General features: G+C 54.8%; 16 protein-coding genes and 1 riboswitch. Of the genes, 8 read left to right on the forward strand and 8 right to left on the reverse strand.

Going from position 1 to position 18217, the window contains the following annotated elements; translation table 11 throughout:
* Positions 1–4: 4 nt before the first annotated feature.
* The 4 genes from glgA to glgB form a co-directional block, all read right to left on the reverse strand.
* Positions 5–1438: a glycogen synthase GlgA gene (glgA, locus tag PSSD_RS11080; RefSeq protein ID WP_039333965.1), complete on the reverse strand. Its 1434-nt coding sequence runs from the start codon at positions 1436–1438 to the stop codon at positions 5–7.
* A 74-nt stretch (positions 1439–1512) separates the two neighbouring features.
* Positions 1513–2796: a glucose-1-phosphate adenylyltransferase gene (gene glgC / locus PSSD_RS11085; protein WP_039333966.1), complete on the reverse strand. Its 1284-nt coding sequence runs from the start codon at positions 2794–2796 to the stop codon at positions 1513–1515.
* A gap of 10 nt (positions 2797–2806) precedes the next feature.
* On the reverse strand, positions 2807–4786 hold the full coding sequence (gene glgX / locus PSSD_RS11090) for a glycogen debranching protein GlgX (protein ID WP_058972275.1): 1980 nt from the start codon (positions 4784–4786) through the stop codon (positions 2807–2809).
* Positions 4786–6972, reverse strand: coding sequence for a 1,4-alpha-glucan branching enzyme (gene glgB / locus PSSD_RS11095; protein ID WP_058972276.1), 2187 nt, complete (start codon positions 6970–6972; stop codon positions 4786–4788). Before glgB ends, glgX begins: the two co-directional genes overlap by 1 nt.
* A 35-nt stretch (positions 6973–7007) precedes the next feature.
* Between glgB and PSSD_RS11100 the strand changes: the two genes are divergently transcribed.
* On the forward strand, positions 7008–7334 hold the full coding sequence (locus PSSD_RS11100) for a hypothetical protein (RefSeq protein WP_058972277.1): 327 nt from the start codon (positions 7008–7010) through the stop codon (positions 7332–7334).
* On the opposite strand, the gene asd is transcribed toward PSSD_RS11100, so the two are convergent.
* The gene (asd, locus tag PSSD_RS11105; RefSeq protein WP_058972282.1) at positions 7331–8440 is read right to left on the reverse strand and encodes an aspartate-semialdehyde dehydrogenase; all 1110 of its coding nucleotides are present in this window, start codon (positions 8438–8440) and stop codon (positions 7331–7333) included. The two genes, PSSD_RS11100 and asd, sit on opposite strands and share 4 nt — an antisense overlap.
* Before the next feature lie 207 nt (positions 8441–8647).
* Between asd and PSSD_RS11110 the strand changes: the two genes are divergently transcribed.
* Entirely contained in the window at positions 8648–9241 is a 594-nt protein-coding gene (locus PSSD_RS11110) for a YhgN family NAAT transporter (protein WP_039333975.1), read from the forward strand.
* Between the two features lie 15 nt (positions 9242–9256).
* A complete protein-coding gene (locus PSSD_RS11115) occupies positions 9257–9580 on the forward strand; it encodes a DUF805 domain-containing protein (RefSeq protein ID WP_058972278.1) in 324 nt (107 codons plus the stop codon).
* Positions 9581–9743: 163 nt separating this feature from the next.
* Here the strand turns inward: PSSD_RS11115 and panS are convergent, their stop codons facing one another.
* The 3 genes from panS to lysC all read right to left on the reverse strand — a co-directional run bounded on the left by panS (position 9744) and on the right by lysC (position 13160).
* On the reverse strand, positions 9744–10667 hold the full coding sequence (gene panS, locus PSSD_RS11120; RefSeq protein WP_039333984.1) for a ketopantoate/pantoate/pantothenate transporter PanS: 924 nt from the start codon (positions 10665–10667) through the stop codon (positions 9744–9746).
* 180 nt (positions 10668–10847) lie between these two features.
* A complete protein-coding gene (aqpZ, locus tag PSSD_RS11125; protein ID WP_058972279.1) occupies positions 10848–11540 on the reverse strand; it encodes an aquaporin Z in 693 nt (230 codons plus the stop codon).
* Positions 11541–11804: 264 nt separating this feature from the next.
* Positions 11805–13160 carry a lysine-sensitive aspartokinase 3 gene (lysC, locus tag PSSD_RS11130; RefSeq protein ID WP_039333987.1) on the reverse strand — a complete coding sequence of 452 codons (1356 nt, stop codon included), beginning with the start codon at positions 13158–13160 and terminating at the stop codon, positions 11805–11807.
* 111 nt (positions 13161–13271) lie between these two features.
* Positions 13272–13467, reverse strand: a riboswitch (Lysine riboswitch).
* A gap of 389 nt (positions 13468–13856) precedes the next feature.
* Between lysC and pgi the strand changes: the two genes are divergently transcribed.
* The 5 genes from pgi to PSSD_RS11155 all read left to right on the forward strand — a co-directional run.
* The gene (gene pgi, locus PSSD_RS11135; protein WP_058972283.1) at positions 13857–15503 is read left to right on the forward strand and encodes a glucose-6-phosphate isomerase; all 1647 of its coding nucleotides are present in this window, start codon (positions 13857–13859) and stop codon (positions 15501–15503) included.
* A gap of 516 nt (positions 15504–16019) precedes the next feature.
* A complete protein-coding gene (gene yjbE / locus PSSD_RS11140; protein WP_034827112.1) occupies positions 16020–16268 on the forward strand; it encodes an exopolysaccharide production protein YjbE in 249 nt (82 codons plus the stop codon).
* A gap of 77 nt (positions 16269–16345) precedes the next feature.
* The gene (locus tag PSSD_RS11145) at positions 16346–16993 is read left to right on the forward strand and encodes a YjbF family lipoprotein (RefSeq protein ID WP_058972280.1); all 648 of its coding nucleotides are present in this window, start codon (positions 16346–16348) and stop codon (positions 16991–16993) included.
* Positions 16990–17718 (forward strand): capsule biosynthesis GfcC family protein, encoded by a 729-nt coding sequence (locus tag PSSD_RS11150; RefSeq protein WP_058972281.1) that lies wholly within the window; start codon positions 16990–16992, stop codon positions 17716–17718. The genes PSSD_RS11145 and PSSD_RS11150 overlap by 4 nt, the downstream gene beginning before the upstream one ends.
* Positions 17718–18217 (forward strand): YjbH domain-containing protein (locus PSSD_RS11155; protein WP_167347667.1); only part of this gene is annotated, 500 nt, incomplete at its 3' end. The genes PSSD_RS11150 and PSSD_RS11155, both read left to right, overlap by 1 nt.

An 18217-nucleotide genomic window follows, 5' to 3' on the forward strand; every position in this document is an offset into this window, starting at 1 on the left:
CTGATTACAGCAAACGTTGATAAAGATCGCGGTAGGCTTGTGCGGCCACCTGCCAACTAAAATCCATCCCCATTGCCTGGCGCTGAACATAACGCCAGAGCGAAGGACGGGACCACAGAACAAAAGCACGTCGAATCGCCCGCAGCAGCGACCAGGCGTTACTGTCTTCAAAACTGAAACCGCTTGCGACCCCGTCAGCGAGGTTCTCCAGCGAACTGTCCTGCACGGTATCCGCCAGCCCACCGGTGCGGCGTACTAACGGCAACGTGCCATATTTCAGACCGTAGAGCTGTGTGAGTCCACACGGCTCAAAACGGCTCGGCACCATGATCACATCGGCACCGCCGACAATGCGGTGCGAAAACGCTTCATGATAGCCAATCTGCACCCCCACGCTGCCAGGATGCTCAGCCGCGGCGGCCAGAAAACCTTGTTGTAACTCAGCGTCGCCCTGGCCCAGCAGCACCAGTTGGCCGCCCTGCGCCAGTAATCCTGGCAACGCTTCCAGCACCAGATCCAGCCCCTTTTGTTTCGTCAGACGGCTGATGACACAGAACACCGGCGCTTTCTCATCAATTTTTAGCCCCATGGCAATCTGCAACTGGCGCTTGTTCTCGGCTTTGCTCTCCAGCGTGTCGCGGTCGTAACGCGCCGTCAGCAGCAAGTCATGTGCCGGGTCCCAGATTCCGGGGTCAACGCCATTGAGGATGCCACTCAGCCGCCCCTCTTTCAGACGTTGTTCAAGCAGCGATTCCATGCCGTAACCGAATTCGGGTCGGGTGATTTCCAGAGCATAAGTCGGGCTGACTGCCGTAATATGATCGGCATAAAATAAACCCGCTTTGAGATAGGAAATCTGTCCATAGAACTCCAGCCCATGCATGTTAAAGAATGCGCGCGGGATCTGAATCTCATCCAGATGGCGCGCATTGAACAACCCTTGATACGCCAGGTTATGCACGGTAAACACCGTTTTCGCCGGACGCCCGCGCGCGGCGATATAGGCGCAGGTTAAGCCAGCGTGCCAGTCATGCGCATGCACCACATCGGGTTGCCAGAAGGTATCCAGCCCACTTGCCAGTTCGGCCCCCATCCAGCCAAGCAACGCAAAACGCAGATAATTATCCACATAAGCAAACTGCGATGTATCGTGATACGGGCTGCCGGGGCGCTCATACAATCCCGGTGCATCAATTAAATAAATGCCAACTCCGTTGAATTGTCCAAATAATAAACGGACCGGCCCGGCAAAAGTGTTTAATTCCGCAACAATCTCCGTGTCAGGGATCCCTTTACGCAGATCCGGATACGCGGGTATTAGCACCCGCGCATCCGTTCCACCTGCAATTTGGGCCTGAGGCAAAGCGCCGACAACATCAGCCAACCCGCCGGTTTTCAGCAGCGGGAAAAGTTCTGAACAGACATGTAAAACCTGCATCCTGGACCCCTATTATGTTATCGCTCGCGTTCCCCGCGACGATTGCCTGTGTGTCTTGCTCGTTGCTTTCGCGGTCAGCCAGCCAGTTTGGCCAGCATGGCGCGCGTGACCAGCACGATGCCCTCTTCTGAACGGTAAAAACGGCGGCTGTCTTCATCGGGGTTTTCACCAATCACCATGCCTTCAGGGATCACGCAGGCGCGATCAATCACGCATCGGCGTAAACGGCAGGAACGGTTAATGACCACATCAGGCAGCAGCACCGAGGAGTCGATATTGCAAAATGAGTTGATGCGCACACGCGGGAACAGCACTGAATTCACCACCACCGAACCGGAGATGATGCAGCCGCCCGATACCAGTGAGTTCATCGTCATGCCATGGCTGCCCGAGCGATCCTGCACAAATTTCGCCGGCGGCAGAGGCTCCATGTGGGTACGTATCGGCCATTCATGGTCGTACATATCCAGTTCCGGCGTGACCGAGGCCAGATCGAGATTGGCTCGCCAGTAGGCCTCTAGCGTCCCGACGTCACGCCAGTACGGCTCAGCATTTTCGTCGTTCTGCACGCAGGATAAGGTGAAGGAGTGCGCGTAAGCCTCACCGCTGGCCACAATTTTCGGCAGCAGGTCTTTACCGAAATCGTGGCTGGATTCAGGGATCAGCAAATCCTCCTCCAGCAACTGATAGAGGTAGTCAGCATTGAACACATAGATGCCCATACTGGCCAAGGCTTTGCTGTCATCACCGGGCATTGACGGCGGTTTAGGCGGTTTCTCGACAAAATCCACCACGTTGTTTTCCGCGTCTACGGCCATCACACCAAACGCCGTGGCTTCCGCCAGCGGCACCGGCAAACAGGCGATGGTGCACTTCGCGCCACGGTCAGCATGGTCGAGCAGCATGCGCGAGTAATCCATTTTGTAGATGTGATCGCCCGCCAGAATGACGATGTATTGGGCGTTGTAGCGACGAATGATGTCGAGGTTTTGCGACACCGCGTCTGCGGTACCGCGATACCAGTGCTCGGTTGACGCACGCTGCTGTGCGGGCAGCAGATCAACAAACTCATTCATCTCTTCGTTGAACAGTGACCAGCCACGCTGGATATGCTGCGTCAACGTATGCGACTGATATTGCGTGATCACGCCAATGCGCCGAATGCCCGAGTTAATGCAGTTCGACAGCGCAAAGTCGATGATGCGGAACTTGCCACCGAAGTGCACGGCAGGTTTGGCGCGTTTTGCGGTGAGATCTTTCAGGCGCGTACCGCGCCCGCCAGCAAGGATCAGGGCAACCGTTTGTGTAGGGAGCTGGCGCGCCAGCATCAGATGATCTGTTCTATCTAATTTAACCATGTCTGACTCCTTATGATTGCTTTAGGAACACACACACGCCGTGTGCGGGCCCGTGCCAGACAGTTGTCAGGATGGGGTTATCTTCCCCGGCGAAAGGAGGAATGGCACGCCACTCTCCGTCTGGTAAGGCAAGGTCACTCACCGATTCCGTGGCGTTGATTGTTATTAACCAGCGGCCGGAGAGCAGGATCTGCATTCTGTGCGCCCCCTGTTCCCACTCCTCATTCTCCAGTGGTTTGCCGCTGGCATTGAACCACCGCACGTTGCCATCGCCCTCCTGCCACCAGCGATCAGCGGTCAGTGCAGGGATGCGCTGACGCAGCCGGATTAACGCGGCAGTGAAGTCGACCAGTCCAAAATCATCCTGTTGCCAGGCCAGCCAGGTCAGCGGGTTGTCCTGACAGTACGCATTGTTGTTGCCGTGCTGGCTGTGACCGCGTTCATCCCCCGCCAGCAGCATCGGGGTGCCCTGCGCCAGCAGGAGCGTGGTCAATAACGCATGCACACTGCGCCGCCGCCGTTCGACAATATCGAAATTGACCTGCAGCCCCTCTTTGCCATGGTTATGGCTGAAGTTGCTGCTACTGCCGTCACGATTGTCTTCGCCGTTGGCCTGATTGTGTTTATTGTTGAAGCTCACCACATCACGCAGCGTAAAGCCGTCGTGGGCAGTAATCAGATTGATACTGGCGTGCGGCAGACGTCCGTCACGCTGGAATACGTCACTGGAGGCCGCAAAGCGCCGGGCAAAGTCACCGTTGTTGAGTTGACCATGCAGCCAGTATCGGCGCGCGGCATCACGGAAGTGATCGTTCCACTCAGCGAAATCAGCAGGGAAATTCCCCACCTGATAACCGCCGGGGCCGATATCCCAGGGTTCAGCAATCAACTTGACCTTAGATAGCAGCGGGCAGGCCTTAATGGCAGCAAACAGCGGCGCATCCTGACGGTATTCCGGCGTGCGTCCTAACACACTCGCCAGGTCAAAGCGGAAACCATCGATATGACAGTCCCGCACCCAGTAGCGCAGCGCTTCTAAGGCCCAATCCATCACCTGCGGATCGCTGAGATTGAGCGTGTTGCCACAGCCAGTCCAGTTTTGATATTCACCCTGCGCGTCGAGCCAGTAATAGCTGGCGTTATCTACGCCGCGCAGCGAAATGTTAGGGCCGATCTCTTCCAGTTCGGCGGTGTGGTTGAACACCACATCAAGAATCACCTCAATACCTGCCGCATGCAGCGTTTTAACGGCCTGCTGGAACTCCTGCAACGGTGTCAAACCGTGCTCGCCAGATGCGTAGCGGGGGTCCACCGCCCAGAGTGCAAACGGGTTATAGCCCCAGTAGTTGCTGAGCCCCAGCCGCAGCAAACGTGGCTCGCTGGCGAAATGGGCGATCGGCAGCAGCTCCAGCGCGGTAATGCCAAGGTGATGAAAGTACTTCACCATAGCAGGATGGCCCAGCGCCGCATAAGTCCCGCGCAGCCTTTCCGGAATTTCCGGATGTTGCTGGGTCAGGCCACGCACATGCGCCTCATAAATCACCGTTTTACCCCACGGCGTCCGCAAGAGCTTATCCGTTTCCCAGTCGAAATCTTCGGCAATCACCAGCGATTTCGGTGCGATGGCGGCGTTATCCTGACTATCAGGCTGCTGCTCGCCGCCGCTAAAGCGTGGATCATCGGGAATGTCGCCGACCACCGCTTTGGCGCAGGGATCGACCAACAATTTGGCCGGATTAAAACGATGACCTTGCTGGGGTGCCCACGGGCCATGCACGCGATAACCATAACGTTGACCTGGCTTAAGCGCGGGAAAATAGCCGTGCCAGATATCGCCGCTACGCGCCGGAAGGGGAAAGCGCCGCTCTACGCCGTGCGCGTCAAATAAGCACAGTTCAACCTGCTCGGCATGGCGGGAAAACAGCGTGAAGTTCACGCCGCGCCCGTCATAGTGGGCGCCCAACGGCGTCGGCTGCCCGGTCTCCAGCATCAGTCGCCCTCCCGCACCAGCCAAATCGTGGCCAGTGGTGGCAAGGTCAGGCTGATTGATTGTGCACGACCGTGGCTCTCAATCGCATCCGTGTGAACGATGCCGTGATTACGCACGTCGCTGCCGTGATAATCATGCTGATCGGTATTCAACACCTCACGCCAGCCACCTTGCTGATTGACGCCGAAACGATAATCGTGGCGCGCCACCGGCGTGAAGTTGCTGGCGACGATGATTTCGTTGCCCTCACGATCGCGGCGTACAAACACAAACACCGAATTCTCATGATCGTCGACCACCAGCCACTCAAAGCCCTGTGCATCAAAATCCAGTTGATGGAGCGGCGCAAAGTGTTTGTAGCTGTGGTTGAGATCGCGCACCAAACGCTGCACGCCGTTGTGCCAGTTGTCCTCACCTTCCAGTAAGTGCCAGTCAAGGCTGGTATCGTGATTCCACTCACGCCCCTGAGCAAACTCGTTGCCCATAAACTGCAGTTTCTTGCCGGGGAAGCCCCACATCCAACCGTAATAGGCGCGCAGGTTGGCAAACTTTTGCCATGCGTCACCCGGCATCCGGTCGAGTATCGAACGTTTGCCATGTACCACCTCATCGTGAGACAGCGGTAACACGAAGTTTTCGGTGTAGTTATAAAGCATGCCGAAGGTCATCAGGCTGTGATGATAACGACGGTGCACCGGATCGAGTTTCATGTAATCGAGCGTGTCGTGCATCCAGCCGAGATTCCATTTGAACCAGAAGCCGAGGCCGCCATCTTCGGAGGGACGCGTCACACCGGGATAATCGGTAGACTCTTCCGCCACGCTGATACTGCCTGGCGCGGCACGGCCCAGCGTACGGTTGGTGTGGCGCAGGAAGGAAATCGCTTCAAGATTCTCACGACCGCCGAAGTGGTTGGGGACCCATTCACCCTCTTTGCGGCTGTAATCGCGATAGATCATCGAAGCCACGGCATCAACGCGTAAGCCGTCAATGCCAAAACGCTCCATCCAATAGAGCGCGTTACCGGAAAGATAGTTACTGACTTCACGCCGACCAAAGTTATAAATCAGCGTGTTCCAGTCTTGATGGTAGCCTTCGCGCGGATCGCTGTGTTCGTACAGTTCAGTACCGTCGAATTTCGCCAGCCCGAAGTCATCGCTAGGGAAGTGTCCTGGCACCCAGTCGAGCAGCACGTTGATACCCGCATCGTGTGCCGCGGCAATAAAGTGGCGGAATTCGTCACGTGTACCAAAACGGCGCGTCGGTGCGTACATCCCCAGCGGCTGATAGCCCCAGCTGCCGTCAAACGGGTGCTCGTTGATTGGCAGCAACTCAATGTGCGTAAAGCCCATCTCTTTGACGTACGGCACCAGCTGCTCTGCCAGCTCTTTGTAGCTCAGCCAAAAGTTATTGTCGGTATGACGACGCCAGGAACCGAGGTGCACTTCATAAATCGAGATCGGCTGATCAAAAGCATTCGCGGCTTTACGCTGTGGCAGCATCTCCACTTTCGGCGGCAGGCCACAGATCATTGACGCCGTTTGCGGACGCATTTGCGCTTCAAAAGCAAACGGGTCCGCTTTAATGCGCAGCTGCCCATGAGTATCAATGATTTCATATTTATACAGCTGGCCATTTACCGCGCCCGGCACAAACAATTCCCAGATACCGAGTTCACGGCGGAAGCGCATCGGATGACGGCGGCCATCCCAGAAATTGAATTCACCCACCACGGAAACACGGCGTGCGTTGGGGGCCCAGACGGAAAAACGCGTTCCGCTGACGCCATCAATGGTGGCACCGTGCGCGCCCAGGGTTTCATACGGGCGCAAATGCGTGCCCTCGCCGAGCAGCCAGGCATCCATCTCCGCGAGTAGCGGGCCAAAGCGGTACGCATCGTCGATCAGGTTTTGCTGGCCGTGCCACGTGACCGCCAGCTGATAGCGAAACAGGTTTTTACGGCGTGGGATCACACCACAGAAGAAACCGCGTGAATCCAGACATTTAAGCTGTGCGCATTTGCGACCGGTGTTGGTTTCAATTACCCACACTTCCGAGGCATCAGGCAGCAATGCGCGCACTTCGAGGCCTTCGACAGTTTGGTGCATCCCCAGAAAAGAGAAGGGATCGGCATAATTCCCGGCAAAAAGGGCATTGATCGCATGGCGATCGGGAAGCTCTGACATGACTTTCTTCCTATGATTTTGCGCAGGCGACCGGAGTGGACAACAATGCCGCCTCTGGTGCGCTGCTTTTCATTGAGCCATACATACACCAGCAAGAGAGAGGACACCGTCCATGGGGGAAGATCTTTGCCGTGTACAACAACCATTCAGTTCGAAAGCAAAAACAGTTAACAACCGGCACATCACTGTTAAATCATAGCTTGGGGCTGGCAGTTGCCAGGGGGGAAAGCAAAAAAATCTTCTCGGACGAGCAAAAAGGGGAAGCGGATCACTTGTCAGGCGCAATTTGCGTTAAGTTTTGCAACCTGGATGACAAAAAAGGCCGGGAAACCCCGGCCTGTCTGGTTTGTCGCTGCGCTTAGTCGATCAGCAAACGTAGCATGCGACGCAGCGGTTCAGCCGCGCCCCACAGCAACTGGTCACCCACGGTGAACGCGGAAAGGTATTCCGGCCCCATGTTCAGTTTACGCAGACGTCCTACTGGCGTGGTCAGCGTGCCGGTGACGGCCGCTGGCGTCAGCTCACGCATGGTGATCTCACGGTCGTTAGGCACCACTTTCACCCACTCGTTGTGGGAAGCCAACAGCTGTTCGATTTCGTTCATCGGCACATCTTTTTTCAGCTTCAGGGTGAACGCCTGGCTGTGGCAGCGCAGCGCGCCCACACGGACACACAGACCATCGACCGGAATCACACTACTGGTACGCAGGATCTTGTTGGTTTCTGCCTGGCCTTTCCACTCTTCGCGGCTCTGGCCGTTATCCAGCTGTTTGTCGATCCACGGAATCAGGCTGCCCGCCAGCGGTACACCGAAGTTGTCGGTCGGCAAAGTGCCAGAACGGGTGAAATCAGTGACGCTGCGTTCGATATCCAGAATCGCGGAAGCCGGATCCTGCAGGGATTTCGCTACGTGGTCGTGCAGCATGCCCATTTGCGTCAGCAGTTCACGCATGTGACGCGCTCCGCCGCCGGATGCCGCCTGGTAAGTGGCCACAGACGCCCACTCGACCAAATCGTTGGCGAACAGGCCGCCCAATGACATCAGCATCAGGCTGACGGTGCAGTTGCCGCCAACGAAGGTTTTGATGCCGTTGTCGAGACCCTGACGAATCACATTGTGGTTAACCGGATCGAGAATGATGATGGCGTCATCTTTCATGCGCAGCGTCGATGCTGCATCAATCCAGTAGCCCTGCCAGCCGCTTTCGCGCAGCTTAGGATAGACTTCACTGGTGTAGTCACCGCCCTGGCAGGTGATAATAATATCCAGCGCCTTCAGCGCCTCGATATCAAAAGCATCCTGCAGCGCACCGGTCGACTTACCGCCAAAGTTTGGCGCCGCCTGACCCAGCTGTGAGGTGGAGAAGAAGACCGGATTGATTACATCAAAATCACGTTCTTCACTCATGCGTGACATCAGCACAGAGCCGACCATGCCACGCCAACCAATAAAGCCTACATTCTTCATTTTCTGTCCGTCCGGGGCGTTTTCACTGTGCCCTTCGTGGTGCGAGGAAAGACCAGCCGGATTATCCAGTTGATCTGCGTAATAATCAGGTTTACCTGCGACCTCCAACTCTACAAAATGCAGGCTTTCTGGCAAGTGAATTAATTCGATTGCATCAACTTTTTCAGCAGTACAACTAATAATTCCGAATAAGAGTGGTTTTTAAAAATGACTGAGATGATATCCGCAACCATCTTGTTGCTGTTGATTATGGACCCGTTAGGTAACCTGCCGATCTTTATGTCGGTGCTTAAGCATCTGGAGCCCAAGCGCCGCCGCGTGGTACTGATGCGCGAAATGCTGATCGCGCTGATTCTGATGCTGCTGTTTTTATTCGCCGGTGAACGCATTCTGGCGTTCCTCAATTTGCGCACCGAGACGGTGTCGATCTCCGGCGGCATCATTCTGTTCCTGATCGCCATCCGCATGATTTTCCCCTCCGGTGAAACCAGCACCAGCGGATTACCCGCCGGTGAAGAACCATTTCTGGTGCCGCTGGCGATTCCGTTAGTGGCTGGGCCGTCGTTACTGGCCACCCTGATGCTGCTGTCGCATCAATATCCCAATCAGATGACGCATCTGGTGGGTGCGTTGATGATCGCCTGGGGAGTGACGGTGGTGATTTTGCTGCTGTCCGGCGTGTTTTTACGCCTGCTTGGTGACAAAGGCGTCAATGCGCTGGAACGCCTGATGGGGCTGATTCTGATTATGCTGGCAACGCAGATGTTTCTGGATGGGATACGCGCGTATCTCAAGCTGTAAGGGCAAGGAGGAAAAATGGCGTTAACCCGACTTTTTCACATTATTTTGGCTGGCTTTCTCAAGACGTTTAATTTCAGTGGACTGGAAAAGCGTACAGGCTACATCGTGTTCGTCGTTTTTCAGGTGGGATGGTTTTGCCTCTATCTGCAATGGTTTGCTATGCAGACTAGTGAGATTACCTTTGTGCCGCTACTGCTGTTTATCTTGCCGATGCTGGCGTGCGGCAGTAGACGTATCAACGATGCGGGGTATTCGCGAGGTGTTTTTATTTTATTGATAATCGCCCCCTATTTACTGTTTCCTTATCTGGCATTTCCGGCCTCGGTAACACGTAAATAGACAGCGGGCGACCTGTTAGGTTAATGCCCATCGCTTAAGCAGAAATTGCATGGTTAACCCGGTGCGCATCAATGCGCACCCTACGAAAACCGTACACTTTCATTGTAGAGTCGCCATTGATGGCGACCGAAAAGTACTTAACCGACAAGCATTACGCTACCGTTTACTTTTTCTTCTTCTCAATCGGTTTACCCGACCAGTAACCGGCCAGCAGCGAACCTGACAGGTTGTGCCACACCGAGAACAGTGCGCCTGGCAAGGCCGCCAGCGGTGAGAAGTAGAGTTTGCCCAGCGTGGCCGCCAGACCGGAGTTCTGCATGCCGACTTCCAGCGCCAGCGTACGGCAAGTGGATTCATCAAAGCCGAACAGCTTGCCGCCCCAATAGCCGCCCAGCAGACCAATGGCGTTATGCAGAATCACCGCGGCAATCACCACCAGACCCACGGAACCGATAAAGCCTTGAGAGCCTGCCACCACAGCGCTGATGATCAGCAAAATACAGATCATTGAGAACGCCGGCAGATACGGCTCAACGCGGCGCACCACGCTGTTCATGGAGTGGTGGATAATCAGGCCCAGACCAATTGGGATGACCACGATTTTCACGATACTGAGCAACATGCCCACCACATCCACCTGAATGTGCGTATCAACGTAGAAACGCGTTAGCAGCGGCGTGGCGAACACGCCCACCAGCGCTGAAACGGACGAGATGGTCACCGACAGTGCTACATCCCCTTTCGCCAGATAGATCATCACGTTGGATGCGGTGCCACTGGCGACGCTACCGACCAGAATCATACCGGCAGCCAGATCCGGTGGCATCTGGAACAGTTTTGCCAGACCCCAGGCCGCCAGCGGCATCACCAGATAGTGCAAAAATGTCCCGGCGATAACCGGTGCCGGACGTACCAGCACACGTTTGAAATCGTCAATATTGAGGGTGACGCCCATGCCGAACATGATCAGCATCAGCAGATAAGTGACCCATGGACCAATACCGGTGAAGGTGCCAGGAGAGTAGTACGCAGCGACCGAGAGCAGCACGGCCCAGAGCGGGAACAGACGAGTTAACATGCCGAGCATGAGGAGACTTCCTTAGATATTTTTTAATTTATTTCATATGCCACAGATGAATGCCGTGCGGGGAACGACCACAGCGACGGACGCAGGATCATAACATTTCATTATCGTGACGTAAGGCGGGAAGTCGCTGGCAGGATAAAATGCGGATCGTCTGCGGTCGATCCGCGATTTGTGGAGAAATTACTCTGCTTTTTCCAGTAAAACACGGTAGATCACACCACCGATTGCGGCACCGATGATGGGCATCAGCCAGAACATCCACAGCTGTTGTAGTGCCCAACCTCCCTGGAAAATTGCGACACCGGTACTACGCGCCGGATTCACCGAGGTATTGGTCACCGGAATACTCACCAGATGAATCAAGGTCAGCGCCAGACCAATCGCTATCGGCGCGAAACCTGCTGGCGCGCGCTTATCGGTTGCCCCCATGATGACCACCAGGAAAATGGCCGTCATCACCGTCTCACAAATCATCCCGGCATGGAGGCTAAAGCCACCCGGTGAGTGTTCGCCATAGCCGTTGGAGGCAAAACCGCTGGCTGCAGCGTCGAAACCGGGCTTTCCACTGGCAATTACATAGAGCACGCCAGCGGCGGCCACGGCACCAATCAGCTGAGCAATGATGTAGGGGATAACCTGCGCTGCCGGGAAACGGCCGCCAAAAGTTAAACCAATGGTCACGGCGGGATTAAAGTGACCTCCCGAGATATGGCCGACGGCAAACGCCATCACCAACACCGTCAAACCAAATGCCAACGCTACACCGGCAAAACCAATTCCTGTTTGCGGAAAGGTAGCCGCCAGTACCGCACTACCACAGCCACCTAAAACCAGAACAAATGTGCCTACCCCTTCAGCCACTAATCTTTGCATAGCCACTCCCTCAAAAATTTAATGTTTTCTCGATGGGACTATCATTCAGAGCGATTAAGGCGCAACCGCTGAATAGAATCGTAGTGCGATATGCAGACAATTCCAGTGCATAAACAGAGGGATAACGCTGATAATTAAAAGGTTATTAAGCAATAGTTGGTGCGGAAAACAGACTGCCGTTTGGCTTAAATAATTGTTTAACGATATTAATAAATAAAAAAGCCGGACCATGTCCGGCTTGATTTATTGCGCTAAAAATTTGCCTTAAGAACCAAAAAGATTCTTATGCAGTGCGCGCACCACTTCTTCCGCATCTGGCGTTGGCACCAGGAAGCACAGGTTATAGCTGCTTGCGCCGTAGCAAATCATGCGCAGGTTGAAGGGCTCAAGTGCGCCAAACACCTCTTTACCTACACCGCAGGCTTTCGACAGGTTGTTACCGATGATCGCCACCAGCGCCAGATTCTCTTCCACCTCTACACGGCACAGTGAAGAGAGTTCGGTCAACAGCGCTTGCGTCAGCAGACTCTCACCGGTGGTGGAAGATCCAGTGGTGTCCAGCGTCAGTGCCACGCTCACTTCGGAAGTGGTAACCAGATCAACCGAGATATTGTGGCGCGCCAGAATCGCAAACACTTCAGCCAGGAAGCCGTGTGCGTGCAGCATGTTCAGGCTGTGCAGCGTCATCAGCGTTTGCTTACGGCGCAATGCCAGTGCACGGAACAGCGGTGGGTTTTTGGTTTCGTTGCACACGCGTGTCCCACCCGCCGCTGGATCTTTACTTGAGCCAACAAATACCGGGATATCACTGCGCACCGCTGGCAGCAACGTCGCTGGGTGCAGTACCTTCGCGCCGAAGATGGCCATTTCAGCCGCTTCTTCAAAGGTGATCTCTTCAATACGCTTCGCGGTAGGCACCACGCGTGGGTCGGTGGTGTAGATACCGGCCACATCGGTCCAGATATCCACACGCGCCGCTTGCAACGCTTCACCCAGCAGTGCCGCTGTATAGTCGCTGCCGCCACGTCCCAGCGTGGTGGTGCGGCCTTTGCTTTCGCTGCCAATAAAGCCTTGGGTGATCACCAGCGCTTCGGCAACGCGTGGAGCCAGTTGTGCGGTGGTCAACTCTTTTAGGGTGGCGATTTCAGGTTCGGCACGACCGAAACGATCGCTGGTGCGCATCACTTTACGCACGTCAAACCACTCGGCATTCACCTGACGCTCACGCAGCACTTCGACAAACAGCAGCGTCGACATCAGCTCACCGTGGCTCACCAGTTCGTCGGTCAGCGCGTGTGAGGTCGCCAGAGCGGTGGCTTCCGCCAGCATGAGGATGTTTTCCAGCATGCGATCAATCTCCTGACGGATCACATCAGGCGACTGCAGACGATCAATGATGGCGTATTGGATGTTACGAATTTCATCCAGCAGGTGAGCACGCTGCTCCAGTTCCCGGCCTTCGGCCAAAGCAACCAGCAGGTTGGTCACGCCAGCAGATGCAGAGAGCACCACTAAACGGGTATTGGCATCAGACAGCACCACATCGGCACTGCGGTTCATAGCATCAAAATCGGCAACGCTGGTGCCGCCAAATTTCGCCACGATCAGAGTTTGAGACATGTAACGAACCTCGTGTCAGATTAGCTTTCTCCCGTTATCAGCAACGGAAGAGGTGATTTCAGCCTTGGCACAAGAGAAGAGCAGAATTGGACAGACAAGATCAGGAGATGAGTCACCAAAAGCACTTCACCTTGCGAAACGTCCGACTGCGGACGCTTCTGGTGACAACCCAGAGGATTCAGCCCCTGCAGCCGACAGCTCAACACACCGCGTGTTGTGCCATCTCGGCGTCACACCCCCTGATGTGTTCTCAAACGGATACGGTTCCTTGAACACACTGCCTGGGCGACGCGCCTCTTCTGGCTTGCACCCGGAGGTGCAAGTCGCGCGCACAAAATACTGATTAATTCTTCCGCTGTCCAGCCTTGTAGCAACGGGATGATTTTTTTTTAGATTTTCGCCAGCGCATCGCTGAACAAACACCGATCGCGCTGCCCGCCTAAAGTAGTAACCGGTGCGAAAAAATGCGGTCAGAACCTGATGCGGCACAGGGAATGTTTATGTCGCAAAAGCGACAATCTGCGCCGGATTTAACTGAAACCGTGCGGCCACAGTCACAAATTTTTTCCCTTCGATTGCAACTGTGGTCATACTGAAACCCGTTCGCGGTTGCGTATAAGCCACAAGATTAGCATGCCGGGCCAGCAGGACGCGCCCGGATGGAATGACGGTTCTTATTTCAACAAGAGTGTTGCCATGAAAAATATCAATCCGAAACAAACCGCAGCCTGGAAAGCGCTGCAGCAGCATTTTGATCAGATGAAATCGGTGCAGATCGCCGATCTGTTTGCACAGGATGCCGATCGTTTTGCGAAATTCTCTGCCACCTTCGATGATCAGATGCTGGTGGATTTCTCAAAAAACCGCATCACCCAGGAAACCCTCGATACTTTACAAGCGCTGGCCAAAGAGACCGATCTGGCGGGCGCGATCAAATCCATGTTCTCTGGTGAGAAAATCAACCGCACTGAAGATCGTGCTGTTCTGCACGTTGCCCTGCGTAACCGCAGTAACACGCCAATCCTGGTTGATGGCAAAGATGTGATGCCAGAAGTGAATGCCGTGCTGGCGAAGATGAAAGGCTTCTCAGAGCGCATCATCAGCGGTGAGTGGAAAGGCTATACCGGCAAAGCCATCACCGACGTGGTGAACATCGGTATCGGTGGTTCCGATCTCGGTCCATTTATGGTGACGGAAGCGCTGCGTCCGTACAAAAACCACCTCAACATGCACTTTGTTTCCAACGTTGATGGCACCCACATCGCGGAAACCCTGAAAGATCTCACCCCGGAAACCACACTGTTCCTGGTGGCCTCAAAGACCTTCACCACCCAAGAAACCATGACCAACGCCCACAGCGCGCGTGACTGGTTCCTGACAACGGCTGGCGACCAGCAGCACGTGGCAAAACACTTTGCCGCGCTGTCCACCAACGGTAAAGCCGTCGGTGAATTCGGCATTGATACCAACAACATGTTCGAGTTCTGGGACTGGGTGGGTGGACGCTATTCACTGTGGTCAGCGATTGGTTTGTCGATCATCCTGTCAATCGGCTTTGAAAACTTCGAGCAGTTGCTGAGCGGTGCGCATGCGATGGATAACCACTTCGCCAACACCCCAGCCGAACAGAACCTGCCGGTGCTGCTGGCGCTGATTGGTATCTGGTACAACAACTTCTTTGGTGCGGAAACCGAAGCCATCCTGCCTTACGACCAGTACATGCACCGCTTCGCGGCGTACTTCCAGCAGGGCAATATGGAGTCCAACGGTAAGTATGTCGATCGTGAAGGCAACGCGGTGGATTATCAGACTGGCCCGATCATCTGGGGTGAGCCGGGTACCAATGGTCAGCATGCGTTCTACCAGCTGATTCATCAGGGCACCAAATTGATCCCTTGCGACTTTATCGCACCGGCACAGAGCCACAACGTGTTAACCGATCACCATCCTAAGCTGCTGTCGAACTTCTTCGCGCAGACCGAGGCACTGGCGTTCGGTAAATCCCGCGATGTGGTGGAGAAAGAGTTTACCGATGCCGGTAAATCTGCCGAATCAGTGGCACACATCGTGCCGTTCAAAGTCTTCGAGGGCAACCGCCCAACGAACTCCATCCTGTTGCGTGAAATCACGCCGTTCAGCCTGGGTTCACTGATTGCGCTGTATGAGCACAAAATCTTCACCCAAGGCGCGATCCTCAATATCTTCACGTTTGACCAGTGGGGCGTTGAGTTGGGCAAACAGCTGGCAAATCGCATTCTGCCAGAACTGGAAAATGACGCGACCATTAGCAGTCATGACAGCTCCACCAATGGCTTAATTAATCGCTATAAATCCTGGCGTTAATTTCCCTGCCAATCTGAATAAGGCGGCGCTATAGCCGCCTTATTTCTGTCAAATATGCCATCACACGCCTATTTCTGTTAATTTCCGCACGCGATAGAGTTAGATAATTCTTAAAATGACCTAAGGAAAATCGGAAGTTTGCCAAACGCTCCTAAACGATACTCGATTTAAAATGGATCTAATTTAGCAAGATAAATAACTATCTTACTGATTGATAGGTAATTTATATTTACCCCCTCTCAGGAAAATCTGATTATTCTTATTCCGTGCCATTTTTTAATGAAAAAGTGAAAAATCCTGCCACGATCCTGGCAACCCCACGATTATTCCGTCAGCTGAAAAAACCTCATTTAAAAAAAGCAGCTATCGCCAATTCGCCTTATTTATCACCAGAAATGCCCGTACTTTCCGCCCTCTTTTTCTGTCGCTGAACTCTGGTAATTTGTTGCCCTATACTGAACGCACCCGAAATTGGGGTACATCCTTCATTCATTTTTAGATGCAGGAAATGTTGTTATGAAAAAACTGATGGTTGCCGGTGCAGCCTTACTTTACGTTGCCGTTTCTTCTGCTGCGATCGCTGCACCAGAGGAAGCCGGTGCCGCAGCGGGTGCACAGGCGGGAGCAATCTCGACCGGTGCAACCACCGCTGTGGGTATCGGCGCACTGGGTGCGTTGGTAGGGCTCGGCATCGCTGCTGCTGGCGGCGGTGACGGGGCAAATACCGGTACAACAACGACCACGACAACGAGCACCACTCGTTGATCTAGCACCTTTAAACATAACCACACAGCTGTGTGGTTATTTTTTGCCTGGTTTTATTTTTAACAGGGATATACACAGTGCGCCGACTTCCTCTGCTGCTGCTTTGCCTGCTGCTGCAGGCCTGTACACAAACGCAAAAAGGCCTGGAACAAACCGTCATGCTGGCCGTTAACGGCCCGGATGACGTCACCGTGACCGACGAGCAGGTCGCCAGCCTCCCCTACGCCAGCTTGTATGCCCGAATTAATGAAGGACCGCGAATTTTCGTGGTGCTTGGCTATGACGAACAGGGCCAGCAGAAATGGATCACCCAAGATAAAGCGATGCTGGTGATGCAGCATGGCCGGCTGGTGAAGACCTTAGGACTGGTGGATAACCTCGATGCGGTGAGTAATCTGGCGCAGGACCCGCTGGCCGACCCGCTGCATCTGCAAAATAACGCCAGCTGGACACGCGTGGTGCAATGGCGTGAGAAAGAAAACGTGCGCGCTGCCACGGCAGTCTCTCGCTTCCAGCGTGGTGACGATACGGTACTGAATGTGGCCGGTGAACGCGTGCCGTGCCGCGTATGGATCGAGACCGTTAGCATGGAGAGCCTGGGCGCGGAATGGCAGAACACTTTCTGGATCGATAACCGTGATGGCGCAGTATTGCAGTCACATCAAATGCTGGCGGCAGACGCCTTCCCTGTTGAAACCACCATTCTGAAGCCGGCGAAATCATGAAAATAACTCATTCCTTGCTGGCCGCTGTGGCACTCCTTACGGCAGGCAGTGCGCTGGCTGATAGCCAGGTTACGGTGCATGGCCAGAACAACCTACAGATTGATCATGCGCAGAATCTGGCGCAGCTGTTAACGAACCCGGCACTGCAAAGTTGGTGGCCTGGTACGGTGATCGCAGAGCGCGGCGCAACCGCAGTGGCGCAGCAAGAACAGAAGCAACTGCTGGAAGACTTACGCCGTTGGCAAGCCAACAGCAGCGAAGCCTTAGCGGGCACCATCGGCGCGGTGATCCACCAGCTTAGTGCGCTACAGGTTGCCGGGCGTCAGTTCACTTCGCTGGATCCTGACTGGGTGCGTCTGCGTCCTGAGGCTAACCGTACGCTACAGGGCAGCTATGACCTTTACACAGTGCCACAGCCAACGCAGGTGCTGGTGCTCGGCGCACTTGAAAATCCGGGCAAAGAGAGCTGGCAGCCGGGCCGCACCGTGCGCGACTACCTTGAGGGGCACGATCGCCTGTCGGGTGGTGAACGCAGTGTCGCCTCGGTGATTGCTCCGTCAGGTCAGATCCAGCAGGTGCCGATTGCCTACTGGAATCAACGCCACATTGAAGTCCAGCCTGGCAGCATCATCTGGCTGAGCTTTACCTCATGGAGCCTGCCGTGGGGCCAGGCTGATTTGAATGCGCGCATGCTTTCTCTTCTGACACAGCGGATTCCAGACTGATGAAAAAACAAATACTTCTCAGCCTGTTGGCTGTTTCTGTCTCCGCAGCTTGCCAGGTGCATGCGGAAACCTGGCCTGAGCCTATTGGGCCATCACAATCGGATTTCGGCGGCGTCGGTTTGATGCAAACGCCGACGGCACGTATGGCGAAAGAGGGCGAATTCAGCCTCAACTTCCGCGATAACGATCAATATCGTTACTATTCTGCTTCGCTCCAGCTGTTTCCGTGGCTGGAAACCACCGTGCGTTACACCGATGTGCGTACCCGTCGCTACAGTGCGGTCGAAGGGTTCAGTGGCAACCAGAGTTATAAAGATAAAGCGTTCGATGTGAAGCTGCGTCTGTGGCAGGAGAGTTATTGGTTGCCAGAAGTCGCGGTGGGCTCGCGCGATTTGGGCGGCACCGGGCTGTTCGATAGCGAATATCTGGTGGCGACCAAAGCCTGGGGACCGTTTGATTTCACCATGGGCATCGGCTGGGGCTACCTGGGCAACAGTGG

The sequence above is a fragment of the Type-D symbiont of Plautia stali genome, assembly GCF_001485335.1.
Classification (GTDB): domain Bacteria; phylum Pseudomonadota; class Gammaproteobacteria; order Enterobacterales; family Enterobacteriaceae; genus Pantoea; species Pantoea vagans_C.